The following is a 13181-nucleotide window of genomic DNA, read 5'->3' as shown; positions in this document are numbered from 1 at the left end:
CTCCACGAGGAAGGCCAGGAGATCGCAAGGCGTCGTGGTGGCGGTCCGAGATAGGGAGCCCCATTCCCGTCACCCGATCGAGGTCGCGTAAACGGACATGAAACCCTCGGCGTCGATGCCCCACAGGGTCATAAGCGCTCAATCCTGTCGTATCACAGGAGGGGCAGGCCGATAGCTCCTTCCCACCCCGAGCGGTCGTGTCGTCGCCTGGATCAAGCTGTCAGTACAACGACCCATTCCCGACAGGCCGGCGGACCGGCCAAGGCTGACGCGCCTTACGCGAGCACTGTGGTTTCGGAGGGTGTCAGGAAACCTTGTCAGCTATGCAGATGTCAGAAAAAGACTCAAGGAGCTCGACAACCGCAGCCCCCTGCCCAGTCCATTGAAGCCTGCTTCACCGGACCGGTCCACGTCGACGCGCTACAGGTCTGTGAGTGGCATCCTCGAGCTAGAGCGTGCCTCTGGCAGCCCCCTGAGACTCATCTGGAGCGATCAGCATTCCTGGCATGTCCGCATGGGCATGCCCCTATGGACAGCAGGAATAACGTACGGACCTCGGAGCGCCGCGCCTGCGATCCGCTATGGGTGGGAAGGCGTGATTGGCCTCCCCCTCCTGTGACATGGCAAGGTCGATCGCCTATAAACCTTGAAACCAGCCAAGGTGTAATTCCATGTCCGACATCCAGCCCTCGCGGCCACATTGCGCAAGCTGGCGAAGCCCGACATGAAGCGGAAGGACCTGATCGCGGCGGTCCGTGACCAGCATCCGGACGCCACGAAGAAGCAGATCGTGCGCGCCGCCTTCTACGCGCTGACCCATGGTGTCGATGACGATCTGGAACAGGCCCAGCGTCTGCACGCCTTCGCACTGACCGAGCGGGCTGGCGATGAGGAAGATGCCCTGCCGCACAAAAGGCCCGGCAAGAAGGAGCGGCGCAAGGAGCGCGAGTCGGAGGGCCAGGGGGATCATCAGTGAAGACGTTCCGGCTGCATCGCGGCTGGCGTGAGCCGAATGGCCTCGTGACGGATCACGCGACGCTGGAACGGGTTATCAAGGCCAGCAGTCCATCCGAGGCCATGAGTACGGCCCTGGCCGAGGGCGAATTCCTGGTTGCCGATGACACCAACCTGGTCTGGCTCACTAACGACCTGGGGGCCTTGGTCTGGTCGCTAAGGCTCGACGACGAGAATACGGCTCCAAGCCCCTGACACCGTGCCCACCTGCGTCTGTAACGGGTGGCACGCGGACTCCGCCCTTCGATCCGCGAGCGGACTTCTCCGCAATCGACCCGAGTCGGCCACACGGACGATGGAACGGTCGGGAAGCAGACGTTGCGCGATGTGTTGAACCCACCCAGGGTTGAGCCTACCGCAACCCTCACCCCTGCAGTCTCAGGGAATTCTAGCATCATGCCCACAGCAGGCTGTAAACCCCGACCGCCGTGTCAGCCGGTAAAGCCCTAGCCTGCGACAGATGCAGTGTACGGAACTCGACTAGCCCATTTGTATGTTGTATATTTACGATAATTTTACTTTATATTTTGTCAATCCGTTTTCTTTTTTCAGAAATTTTTCGTCGATTTGTAATCTAAATCGATTATTCGATTAAATTGATTACAGATCGATCGTTAACTATAATTTAGGTGTTATATCTTATAATCGATTGAGGTAAACAAGAAATTCGGTGCAGCCATGCTACGCGATTACAATATATTCTTTAAGGCTGCCGTCCCACTCTTAGTCATGGCAGCCGTCGCTGCGGGATTGGTGTTTTACGCTATCGGCGGTCTCAACCAACTTGCTGGACAGACGCATGAGATTGTTGAAAGGCAGGCAGTCCGGCTTGAACGTATAATGACCATTCAAGTCAATACCAACGACGCTGCTATCCTTGCGCGCAATATCATCCTTGAGACGCGCGAGCAGGAGATGGTCGTGTATCGAGCTCGCTACGACGCGGCTGTGAAAGCCTCAAACGAAGCGGTAAATACGCTACTTACTCTAGCTGATACTCCAGAGCGGAAAGCCACTAATCAGTCTCTTCAGGCTATCCTCAAGGAATTTTTCGCGGCTCTAGACAGGGCAAATGCTCTTGGTCTCAAGAATGATAACGACGCCGCTGCCAAGGTTCTGCTCATCGACGGTTCCGCCGCACGCACCAAAATGCGGGAGTTCGTCCAAGCTCGTGTCGAGCGGCTGAACGCCGAGCTGCGCCAAGCTAGCGACAATGCCGAGGAGGCCGTGACCAGGGCCAAGACCGTGTTGATTGGCGCTTCCCTGGCCGGACTTCTCAGCGCCATGGTGCTCTCGGCTCTGATCGTAGTCTTCGGCATCACGCGTCCGCTCGGCAGCCTCGTGGGCGTACTCCAGCGGATGGCTCGGGGCGAGATCGACGCCGAGATCGAGGAAGCTGCCCGCGGCGACGAGATCGGTGCCGTGGGCAAGGCGGTTGAAGGCATCAAGGCCATGGTCGCCCGCAAGGCCGCCGAGGAGGCCGAGGTCAAGCATCGCGCCGAAGCAGCCGCTGCAGCGGAGCGCAAGCGCACCATGATCGAACTCGCCGACGGCTTCGAGCGTGCGGTCGGCGGCATCATCGGCATGGTCTCGTCTTCCGCCACTGAACTCCAGGCCACTGCCCAGCAGATGACGGCAACCGCCCAGGAGACGGCCAGCCAGTCCACCACCGTGGCGGCCGCTGCCGAGGAGGCGTCTACGAACGTCAACACGGTCGCGGCGGCTGCAGAGGAGCTTGGCTCGTCGGTGCAGGAGATCGGTCGGCAGGTGACCGGCTCAGCCCATCTCGCTCAGGCGGCGGTGGGTGAGGCCGACCAGACCGCGCACCTCGTCCAGGCGCTTAGCCAGAACGCAGCCCGGATCGGCGACATGGTCGGGATGATCTCGAGCATCGCCGGCCAGACCAACCTCTTGGCGCTCAACGCCACGATCGAGGCAGCCCGGGCAGGAGCGGCCGGCCGCGGCTTCGCGGTGGTGGCGAGCGAAGTGAAAGCGTTGGCCGAGCAGACTGGCAAGGCGACCGAGGAAATCGCGCGCCAGATCGGCGAGGTTCAGGGGGTCACCGCGCAGGCGGTGTCAGCAATTGGCGGGATCACCAGACGGATCCGGGAGATTGACAGCGTGGCGACTTCGATCGCGGCGGCAGTGGAGCAGCAGGGTGCGGCCACGCAGGAGATCGTGCGCAACGTCGCGCAGGCCTCGACGGGGACGAATGAGGTGACTGGCAACATCGCTGGTGTGGCGCAGGCGTCGGAGGAGACGGGAGCGGCGGCCAGTCAGGTTCTGTCGGCAGCCTCGGAGATGTCACGGCAATCCGAGCATCTTAGCGCCGAAGTCGCTCGCTTCCTCGCCACCGTTCGAGCGGCCTGACCCGCCCCATCGACGAGCTGAAGCTGACCGACAGAAAAACCAACCCATCCAGTCGCCCGCATCCATCTCGTCGACAGCCTAGCAGCGGACCTTCCCATGGGCCGCACTGGGTGGGGAGCAGATGTTCGTTAGCTCCGCTTCAAATATCCGGATCTCGTGTCGAAACGGTCCTTCGGCCATTCGACCCCACACCTCGATGATCAAGACATTCGCGACGTTGCCGGTGCGGGCGCACGTGGAGCCAGCCTGAGCACCAGCGCCCCGGCTGCCATGCAGAGCAGCGAGCCGGTTAGAACGCCGATCTTGGTCTCTGCCTCCAGCTCGGGGCTGCTGGCGAACGCCAGGAGACCGATGAACAGGCTCATCGTGAACCCCACCCCGCAGAGCAGCGCCACCCCGTAGACCTGCAGCCAGGTCGCGCGGGCCGGTCGCTGCGCCCAGCCGAGCCTGACCACCGCCAGCACGAACCCGAACACGCCGAGTTGCTTGCCGACGAACAGGCCGAGCGCGACCCCGAGCGTGACCGGATCGAGCAGCATGCCCGGCTTGAAGCCGGCCAGCGACACGCCCGCGTTGGCGAACCCGAAGATCGGCAGGATCAGGAACGCCGACCACGGGTGAAGGGCATGTTCGAGAATGTGCAGCGGCGAGGTCGGATCGTCCGGCTTGCCGATGCTGACGTGCAGGGGGATCGTGAGCGCCAGCAGCACGCCCGCGATTGTGGCGTGCACGCCCGACTTAAGCACGAACACCCACAGCACGGCGCCGAGCAACAAGTAGGGCCACAGGCGCGCGACGCCGGCCTTGTTCAGGCCGTAGAGCACGGCGAGCGTCAGGCCCGCGCCGCCGAGCATCGGCAGCGAGAGATCGGCGGTGTAGAATGCCGCGATAATGAGAACTGCGCCGAGGTCGTCGATGATCGCCAGCGCGGTCAGAAAGACCTTGAGTGAGACCGGTACGCGCGAGCCGAGCAGCGCGAGCACTCCGAGCGCAAAGGCGATGTCAGTAGCGGCCGGGATCGCCCAGCCGCGCAGGGTTTCTGGCGAGTGCCAGTTGATCGCTGCGTAGACCAGCGCCGGCATCAGCATGCCGCCGAGGGCGGCGACGCCGGGCAGGATGCGGTCCGGCCAGGTGCGCAGCCGCCCGTCCAGCATCTCGCGCTTGATCTCCAGACCAACCAGTAGGAAGAACACCGCCATCAAGGCGTCGTTGATCCAGTGCAGCAGGCTCAGAGGGCCGAGATAGGCCTTCAGTGCCTCAAAGTAGGTATCCGCATAGGAGGAATTGGCGACGATCAGCGCGAGGGCGGCGCTCGCCATCAGCACCAAGCCACCGCTGGCTTCATTGTGCAGCATGGAGCGCAAAGCCGAGAACGGCCGGCGAATGGATAACGGCGTCTGGACAGTCATACCGTTACCTTTCCGGTCCGCAGGGGATGGGGCAGCGGAACTTGCCGATGTTCAGAGATACTGTTTTCATGAGGGCGGCCGGGCCGAGGCAGGCCTGTCACGCTGGCTGCGCTGAGGTCGGGGCCGTGGCCAGATCGTCACTGGTGCCGATCAGGCTGCTGACCAGCATGAGGCAGACCACACCGAGGATGGCGACGAGCGCGACCGCTAGGACGACGTCGGCGGCGCGAACGGCCACCGGGGCGCGGCGGCGGGCGGCCGATAACCGGAAACGACGGTGGCTGGTCGGATGAAGCATGGGCACAGGTCTCCCCCCACTGGCGGCCCGACCAGCGGTTGAGATCCTGCAAGCCTCATCATGAGGCCGCACACCTTGGCGCTCGTATCCCATTGATGAGGAAAGTGTGCAACCGGGCGCCCAGGCGCCAGATGCGCTATGGGGCACCTCCACCTGCCCGACTGGACCCATGACCCCCCTGAAAGCCCGACTGCAGGCCCTCTACGAGGGCGACACCGACCAGGCGCACCGCTTCCGCTACACCCTGCTCGCGTTCGACATCGCGACGGTCGCCTTCGTGATCGTGACTTCGTTCCTGCCGCTCTCGCCGTGGATCGTCGCTCTGGACGTGGCTCTCGGCCTGGGCGTGCTGGCCGACTTCCTCGGCCGGCTGATGATCAGCCGGGCGCCCGCCCGCGAGTTCCTGCGCTTGAGCACCTGGACGGATGTGGTGGCGATCGTCTCGTTCCTGGCGCCGATGTTCGTGCAGGGCGTCGGCTTCTTGCGCATCCTGCGCACGCTCCGCCTCCTGCGGACCTACCAGCTGCTAGAACGCCTGCGCCACGACAGCCCGTTCTTCCGTCTCAACGAGGAGGCGATCCTCGCCGCCACCAACCTGGTGGTGTTCGTGTTCGTGATGACGGGCGTGGTCTACGTCACGCAGGTCGGCAGCAACCCGGCAATCGGCAGCCCGGTCGATGCGCTCTACTTCACAGTCACGTCGCTGACGACCACCGGCTACGGCGATATCACCCTGCCGGGCACGTCCGGGCGACTGATCTCGGTGTTCGTAATGATCTGCGGCGTGACGCTGTTCTTCCGCCTCGCCCAGGTGGTATTCCGGCCCTACAAGGTGCGCTTTCCTTGCCCAACCTGTGGCCTGCAGCGGCACGAGCCCGATGCGGTGCACTGCAAGGCTTGCGGCACCACACTGAACATCCCTGACGAAGGCGCATACTGAGGCCGCCGTGCCGGGTTGGATCTTGCTCGGCCAGCAGTTCGGCCGGTGCAGATTGAGGCGGTGCTTCGGCGGCTTGGGAAAGGTAGGCTGCTGTTCGCCCAATTTCGGTCATTACAGGAGGCGCGCCCGAACGTCCGAGAGGGGTCGAAAGCGGCCTAAGGCGACGCCCAAAATCCGTTAGGGTATACCCATGCGGACATGTCGAGGGCGCATAGCCGGTCCAGACGGGCTTTAGAAGCCGAACAACGGCACTTTCCAATCTGAGATGCCACTTATGTGGACCCGAGACACGCCGATCTGGACCGGTCCGATGAGGCAGGCCTCAATGGACCGGGCAGGGGACCGCGATTGTCGGGCTCCTTGAGCGTTTTCCTGTCATCTAAATGGCTGACAGGGTTTCCTGACATCCTCGGAAGAATGGGATCTCGGCGTAAGGCGCGTCAGCCTTGGCCGACCCGATAGCCCGTCAGGAACGGGTCGTTTTTCTTACATCCCGGTCCACAGGCGGAATGGCCGCTCGGGGTAGGTACTATGTGAAAACGCCAAGGGAGCGAACGACGGTAGAAATTCTGATCCGTCCGGCCAAGCGCGCGCTCGGAGAGAGTGACGGAACGAACACCGCCAGATCCTGCACGTTGAGTGTCATTAGCACTTGGAGGACGCGAATGATCGACCCGACGAAGAGCACCGATGACGAGGAGGACCACCCGCACGATCCTGGCAAGGCCAAGGCGGATCTGGCGGCCGCCAGTGCTCCCGGTCAGCTCAAGCCCGGCGACGATCTTGAGGAGCGGCAGGACCAGTTGCTTGATCAGGCGGTAGAAGAGACGTTCCCGGCCAGCGATCCGATCTCGCCGAAGCGGATCACCAAGTAGCTCCTCAAGGTTGTAGTCGTGCCCAGTAGACCGCTACCCGCCCATGAGCGGATCGCTCGCCTGGATGAAGTGCTGCGCTGCGCGGATCGACTGAAGCGTTCGTAAGTCGGCCCTGGTCTCCAAGGCTTCGCCTTCCAGCGCATGGAGCTGTTCGAGAAGGTAGGTGCGGGCACGGTGAGCCGAGCTCGGCAGGTGCTCCTGCAAGAGAGCAACCAGCTTCTTCATCGTGGCATCGTGAATGGGCTGTGATGGTCCAACCATACATTACCTCTTGCTCGGGATCTGTGCTGGCGAGCCAACTCGTTTGTGGAACGGTGCAGGGGCGCGTCGCAAGATCAATTTCAAGCAAGGCTCTCTTGCGTCTGGCCAAGATGATGATGCACTGACGTTAGATCGGGGTCGGCTTGCCAGGTTTGAGCTTTAGCTGAGCAGCGAGCTTGGTAGAGAGGTGGCCGCACAGCTCCGTTTGAGCCTCTCTACCGTACACAGCTTTGATGGTGTCGAGCGCGTCCGTGGCATCTCCGACCAAGACAGCGCAGGTAAAGAGCTGGTTGTCACCTTGGGATTTCACGGCCACCGTGAACGCCGTAAGTTTCTTGCTGCCCATGCCCGATCGTACCATCTCGGTATGGATCGTCTTTGCCATAGGTTGCATGGTGATGCCCGATAGGCTCGCAGCTCGCCATCCTCGACCTACAACCGGCAGTCCGGACAGGATTGAGCAGGATGCCCGATGCCTCGGTGGCCCTGAAGGCCGGGCGTAGATACCCCTGAGCCGCGCGGATCCAGGTCCTGCCGAATTAGCGCCCCGGTCTGTTGATCTCCTCCTGGTGCCAGACAGATCCCCCTCGCCGGTACGAGGTACGCCGCGAGTGAGCCAGCCACCTTGCTCACGCCTGGAGCGACGAGGGGGAGCGCTGTGACCGGCACCTTTTAAGCCCGACGGGAATTAAGACCGTCATGAGTGAGTATCCTGTCTCGGACGACGTCCGCCTTCAGCCACCAGGCCCTCCGGAGATCGAGATCGCGGCGCGCACGCGAACACTCGTGATCGGCCCCTATCCGACCCACAATGCGTCAGCCTCGGCCTCCGGCGCAGCGCAGACTCAGAACCTGCGCTCCATAGCAGCACGCCTCGACGAGGCCGCGGGCCTCGCGGCGGCCGTCGATCTCAACGTGGTCCAGGCCATTCCGCTGAACCTGCCCAGGATCCGCCCAGCGACCTACCTCGGCAAGGGACGCGTCGACGAGCTGGCCGGCCTGATCAAGGCGGAGGAGGTCGGCCTCGTGGTGATGGATTGCGCCCTGTCGCCGGTGCAGCAGCGCAACCTGGAGAAGGCCTGGGGCGTCAAGGTCATCGACCGCACCGGCCTGATCCTGGAGATCTTCGGGCGCCGCGCCTCGACCCGCGAGGGCACGCTCCAGGTCGAGCACGCCCATCTCGCCTACCAGCGTAGCCGCCTGGTGCGGTCCTGGACCCACCTCGAGCGCCAGCGCGGCGGCTTCGGCTTCCTCGGCGGCCCGGGCGAGACCCAGATCGAGGCCGACAGGCGGATGATCCAGGAGCGGATGACCCGCATCGAGCGTGAGCTCGAGAGCGTGACACGCACCCGCGGCCTGCACCGCCGCAGCCGGGCGCGCGTGCCGTACCCGATCGTGGCACTGGTCGGCTACACCAATGCGGGCAAGTCGACCTTGTTCAACGCCCTGACCAAGGCCGACGTGCTGGCCGAGAACATGCTGTTCGCCACCCTCGACCCGACCGCACGGGCCACCCGGATGCCGCATGGCGAGACCGTGATCCTGTCCGACACGGTGGGCTTCATCTCCGACCTGCCGACCATGCTGATCGCCGCATTCCCGGGCGACGCTGGAGGACGTGATCGAGGCCGACATCCTGCTCCACGTCCGCGACGTCGCCCATCCCGACACCCAGGCCCAGGCCGAGGATGTGGGACAGGTTCTCGATGAGCTCGGCATCCGCTCCCATGCCGACCGCATCATCGAGGTGTGGAACAAGGCCGACCTGCTCGATGAAGCCGAGCGCACGCGTCTGCTCAACCTCAGCATCAAGGACGGCGAGAACGGCCGCCACGACCGTGACAGCACAGCGCCGGTCCTGGTCTCGGCCGTGACCGGGGAGGGGCTCTCGGCGCTCACAAGCCGCATCGAGGCGCGCTTGGCACGCAGCCGCTCGGCCTTCGCGGTGGTACTTGCACCCGAGGACGGTGCGCAGCTGCACTGGCTCTATGAGAACGCCGAAGTGCTCGACCGGCGCGAGGAGGTGAACGGCACGGTGCACCTCGCCATCCGGATCGCGCCGGAGAAGGAGCCACGCTTCCTCCATCGCTTCCCTGGGGCACGGACGCTCCACCGAACGGGATGAGGTCCTTGCCGGATCGAGCGGCGAGAACGGGGGCCTCGTCGACGGGCAGCCTTGCGATCCCGCCGGCGGTGACGAAGAGCCCCTGCCCAAAGCGCAGGGAGAGAGGAGGCAATCCGTGCCACGTAGACGCGTGCAGCCCACGACCGAGATCCTGAGCGAGATCGTCGCGCGTCTGGGGCCGCCATCCCAGACGGTCGATCTTGAGGCTCTGCGGGCTCATCTCGGCCTGCCTGAGTTCGGCGGCTACGTCGACGAGGCTCGGGTTGTGCGCGGCTTGCGGGCGATGAAGGCCAACCGCGCTTTCGCCGAGACCGGCATCGAGGCGCTGCGGCGGGCGGTCCCAGGCCTCAGGGCCGTGGTCTCGAGCAGCCACGCCATCACCTGGAGCGTGCGGGTCGCGATCCCGCTCCTCGATGATGGCCGCCTGGAGCTGCGGGTCGACGCGCCGCCGGATGCAGCCGTCACCGCCATCCTCCGGGGTATGGCGCACCGCAACGACCCGAAGTGGCGGCTCGACGAGCTGCGCGCTGCCATCACGCAGGTCACCGCTCGGGTCACCGGCGAGCTGCGCCGGCCGGTTGAGCGTCTGCGCGACCAGATCCGTCTCGACCTGCACGAGGTCGGGGCCGACGCTTCCGCCTACATCGCGCAGCTCGACCGCTCGCTGAGATCCCGGCCGTTCGCCTTCGACGAGGATCTCGCGGGATCGCTGTTCCACACCCTCACCCCCGTGCGCAAACGCGCCAGGACAGTTGCGCATCAGGACTCCCGGCTCCGCCGCCTGCGGGACCGAGTCGGCTTCGGCGCCTACATCGAGAAGTTCACCGCGGCGCGTCGGCTCAATCGGCGCATCCTGTTTCACATGGGCCCCACCAACTCGGGCAAAACCTACGCCGCCCTCAAGATGCTGACCGAAGCGGCGACCGGCACCTATCTCGCGCCTTTGCGCCTCCTGGCACTCGAGAACTATGAGACGCTCCTGGAGCGGGGCCTGCGCGCCGGCATGGTCACGGGCGAGGAAGTGCTCGGCGAGGCGAACCCGACGCACACCGCGCGCACGATCGAGACGGCCGACCTGACACGACCCGTCGACGTCGCGGTGATCGACGAGATCCAGATGCTCGCCGATCCCGATCGCGGCTGGGCCTGGACCAACGCCCTGTTCGGCGTGCCGGCCAAAACCGTCATCGTCTGCGGGTCGGACGACGCTCTGGCCTACGTTCGCCGGGCGGCCGAGGCGGCTGGTGAGTCGCTGGAGGTCGTCACCTTCGAGCGCAAGACGCCCCTCGTGCTGATGGACGAGCCGGTCCCACTGGAGAAGGTCGAGCCGGGCGACGCCGTCGTAGCCTTCTCGCGCCGCGCCGTGCACGAGAACCGCGAGTTCCTGGTCGCGGCCGGCCACCACGTCGCGACGATCTACGGCGCGCTCTCGCCGGAGGTGCGCAGGGCCGAGGCCGCCCGCTTCCGTACCGGCGAGGCGAACGTCCTCGTGACCACCGACGCGATCGGCATGGGCCTGAACCTTGGGCCCCTGAAGCGCATCGTGTTCTCGGCAGTGCGCAAGTTCGACGGCGTTGAGGAGCGCGCACTGACGAATTCCGAGATCCGGCAAATCGCCGGCCGAGCCGGCCGGTTCGGGCACCAGGAGGTCGGCTACGTCGCGGCCTGCGAGGAGGACGGCATTGCGCCGCTCAGGACCGCGCTCGGCGGTGCGCCGACGGCACCGGCCGCGGACACCCGCTTCTTCGTCCGGCCCGACCTGATCGCGATCAACTCGGTTGCCGATGAGATGCAGACCCAGAGCCTGCGCGAGGTCCTGGCGCATTTCGCTCGCGCCACCTTCTACGCGGGCTCACCGTTCCAGCCCTCAGCTCTGGAGGAGATCCTCGAGGTCGCCCGGCTGGTCGATCGCGCACGCCTGCCGATCCAGGAGAAGTTCGCGTTCTCGGTCTGCCCGGTAGATCGGCGCGACGAGGTCGCCATGGCGGTTCTGGAGCGCTGGACCCAGGCACGTGCGGCGGGCGCCAGCGTGCCGGCCCTTCGGGCGAACCTGCGAGGGGAGCTCGACTACCAGGAGCGCACGGTCAAGCTGGCGAGCGCCTATCTGTGGCTATCGCGACGTTTCCCCGACACCTTCGACGATGTAGAGGCGATCCGGGCCATGCGCGGTCGAGCCAACGACGCAATTGAGCAGCATCTCAGGGAGACGGCCACGCGTAAGGTCGAGCGCCGCTCGCGTCGAACCGCGGGAGCCCGATGAAGCAGCGGCGGGACCACGCTCGAGCTCGCCGAGACTGCGCTCCGTCGTTGCAGGCTCAGGTGGTCACGTTGGCCAACACTTTGTGGCTCCGCTGAAACCGGCGCACCTGCTGCTGATTGACCCATCGATCATCCGGAGGGTTGCCGATGAACGACCGTAAGCCCGAGAGCCCGAACAAGGGGTTCTCCTCCGCCGATCCACCGAAGGCCTCCAGCGGCTTGGCGACCCCGCTTCAGCCCGGCGGCACGCGTCCTGGTGGTTCACCGGCTGCGAGTGTTGGTTCGATTGGCACCGGCGGCGGCCAGACCAAGGGGGAGCCGAGCGGCTCTCTGAAGAACGACGGGCGCTGATGATGGCCGAGCCAAAGGGCGAAGATCGAGCGGAGGGGTTCGCGAAGCGAAGCGTCGGGGCGAGCCCCGGAAACCCGAGTCAGAGCGATCCTGACCATACGGAGCAAGGCGATCGCTCCTTGAGCAACCGGCGACTCACCGAGGTGCTGGGTCCTGCGAGTGATCCGGATCGACCCTCGCCGGCAGACCGCTACAAGCCATAATTCTGTCCGTTGATAGGTCATCCACGGCGTCCTGAGCAGGACAGGTGAGGAATTACCTCGCCGGCTCCTGGAGCGGTGACATTCCTGTCGGCTGTGGATGCAACCTCCAAACGCAAAAAGCCCGCCCCTTGCGACAGGGACGGGCTATTGGGAGGGGTTTGTGCAGCGTCGAGGGTGCGAGCACGTCTGCTTACTCCACCGGCCGAAGAGCGATGGGCTATCCCTCGCGGGAGTAGTGCGCCGGTGTCGGGGTGGCCTCGACCTGCACCCGACCCTGGTCCATCAGCGAAGTGCGCGTACATCCGGCGTCACCTCGTTCTGTCCAGAGCCGTGCGCCAGGCAAACTGCTGCGCTAAGCGCGGCGGGCTTGCTGGTGTTCAAATTTGGTTGCGGGGACAGGATTTGAACCTGTGACCTTCAGGTTATGAGCCTGACGAGCTACCGGGCTGCTCCACCCCGCGCCAGGGTGTGATCGTGGTGAGGGAATGTGGTGACGTGCTTGGCAGGTCTGGCGGTGACCGACTCTCCCATGTCTTGAGACACAGTACCATAGGCGCTGGGGCGGTTAACGGCCGAGTTCGAGATGGGATCGGGTTCTGATCACCCCGCTCTGACCACCAGACCGGCCAAGCACGTCCGTTCGGCAAGCATTTTTTGTGAGTGGCAGCCGCTTGGGCCGCCTACGTGTCTTCATCGTGTGTGGTTGTTGGATTGATCCGGACACGGATCATGAGAGCGATCAAGCCGATCGAGCGATTAGTACTGGTCAGCTCAGCGCGTTGCCGCGCTTGCACATCCAGCCTATCCACGTGGTCGTCTTCCACGGCTCTCGAGGGAGTTCTCGTTTCAAGGGGGGTTTCCCGCTTAGATGCCTTCAGCGGTTATCCCGACCGGACATAGCTACCCTGCACTGCGGCTGGCGCCACAACAGGTCCACCAGAGGTCCGTCCATCCCGGTCCTCTCGTACTAGGGACAGATCCTCTCAGAACTCCTGCACCCACGGCAGATAGGGACCGAACTGTCTCACGACGTTCTGAACCCAGCTCACGTACCACTTTAATCGGCGAACAGGCAA

10 protein-coding genes, 1 tRNA gene, 2 rRNA genes and 1 pseudogene are annotated in these 13181 nt (G+C 64.4%); 7 read left to right on the top strand and 7 right to left on the bottom strand.

The window, feature by feature from the left end; genetic code table 11:
• Positions 1–724: 724 nt before the first annotated feature.
• From VQ03_RS10505 to VQ03_RS10495, 3 genes are all read left to right on the top strand, one after another.
• Positions 725–976 (top strand): hypothetical protein, encoded by a 252-nt coding sequence (locus VQ03_RS10505; protein ID WP_048450842.1) that lies wholly within the window; start codon positions 725–727, stop codon positions 974–976.
• On the top strand, positions 973–1209 hold the full coding sequence (locus VQ03_RS10500; protein ID WP_048450823.1) for a hypothetical protein: 237 nt from the start codon (positions 973–975) through the stop codon (positions 1207–1209). Before VQ03_RS10505 ends, VQ03_RS10500 begins: the two co-directional genes overlap by 4 nt.
• 483 nt (positions 1210–1692) lie before the next feature.
• On the top strand, positions 1693–3384 hold the full coding sequence (locus tag VQ03_RS10495; protein ID WP_048450822.1) for a methyl-accepting chemotaxis protein: 1692 nt from the start codon (positions 1693–1695) through the stop codon (positions 3382–3384).
• Positions 3385–3584: 200 nt separating this feature from the next.
• Here the strand turns inward: VQ03_RS10495 and nhaA are convergent, their stop codons facing one another.
• Both nhaA and VQ03_RS10485 read right to left on the bottom strand, forming a co-directional pair.
• Complete coding sequence (gene nhaA, locus VQ03_RS10490) at positions 3585–4793, bottom strand: Na+/H+ antiporter NhaA (RefSeq protein ID WP_048450821.1); 1209 nt, start codon at positions 4791–4793, stop codon at positions 3585–3587.
• A 97-nt stretch (positions 4794–4890) separates the two neighbouring features.
• Positions 4891–5091, bottom strand: coding sequence for a hypothetical protein (locus tag VQ03_RS10485; RefSeq protein ID WP_048450820.1), 201 nt, complete (start codon positions 5089–5091; stop codon positions 4891–4893).
• Between the two features lie 169 nt (positions 5092–5260).
• On the opposite strand from VQ03_RS10485, the gene VQ03_RS10480 reads away from it, so the two are divergent.
• Both VQ03_RS10480 and VQ03_RS10475 read left to right on the top strand, forming a co-directional pair.
• Positions 5261–6031 carry a potassium channel family protein gene (locus VQ03_RS10480; RefSeq protein ID WP_048450819.1) on the top strand — a complete coding sequence of 257 codons (771 nt, stop codon included), beginning with the start codon at positions 5261–5263 and terminating at the stop codon, positions 6029–6031.
• Between the two features lie 665 nt (positions 6032–6696).
• Positions 6697–6906, top strand: a complete 210-nt coding sequence (locus VQ03_RS10475) for a hypothetical protein (protein ID WP_048450818.1) — start codon at positions 6697–6699, stop codon at positions 6904–6906.
• A gap of 33 nt (positions 6907–6939) precedes the next feature.
• Here VQ03_RS10475 and VQ03_RS10470 read toward each other — a convergent pair whose 3' ends face one another.
• Positions 6940–7131, bottom strand: a complete 192-nt coding sequence (locus VQ03_RS10470; protein WP_048450817.1) for a hypothetical protein — start codon at positions 7129–7131, stop codon at positions 6940–6942.
• A 163-nt stretch (positions 7132–7294) separates the two neighbouring features.
• Complete coding sequence (locus tag VQ03_RS10465; RefSeq protein WP_048450816.1) at positions 7295–7513, bottom strand: hypothetical protein; 219 nt, start codon at positions 7511–7513, stop codon at positions 7295–7297.
• Positions 7514–7866: 353 nt separating this feature from the next.
• Here VQ03_RS10465 and hflX point away from each other — a divergent pair.
• Together hflX and VQ03_RS10455 are read left to right on the top strand one after the other, a co-directional pair.
• Positions 7867–9292, top strand: a pseudogene (gene hflX / locus VQ03_RS10460) (GTPase HflX).
• 115 nt (positions 9293–9407) lie between these two features.
• Positions 9408–11552, top strand: coding sequence for a helicase-related protein (locus VQ03_RS10455; RefSeq protein ID WP_048450815.1), 2145 nt, complete (start codon positions 9408–9410; stop codon positions 11550–11552).
• Between the two features lie 937 nt (positions 11553–12489).
• On the opposite strand, the gene VQ03_RS10450 is transcribed toward VQ03_RS10455, so the two are convergent.
• The 3 genes from VQ03_RS10450 to VQ03_RS10440 all read right to left on the bottom strand — a co-directional run.
• A tRNA-Met gene (locus VQ03_RS10450) sits at positions 12490–12566 on the bottom strand.
• Between the two features lie 45 nt (positions 12567–12611).
• Positions 12612–12727 (bottom strand): 5S ribosomal RNA (gene rrf / locus VQ03_RS10445).
• A 113-nt stretch (positions 12728–12840) separates the two neighbouring features.
• A 23S ribosomal RNA gene (locus VQ03_RS10440) occupies positions 12841–13181 on the bottom strand; the annotation flags it as partial.

Source organism: Methylobacterium tarhaniae (assembly GCF_001043955.1).
GTDB lineage: Bacteria > Pseudomonadota > Alphaproteobacteria > Rhizobiales > Beijerinckiaceae > Methylobacterium > Methylobacterium tarhaniae.
The sequence above is the reverse complement of the archived record's forward strand: the minus strand, read 5'-3'. Positions and strand labels throughout refer to the sequence as shown.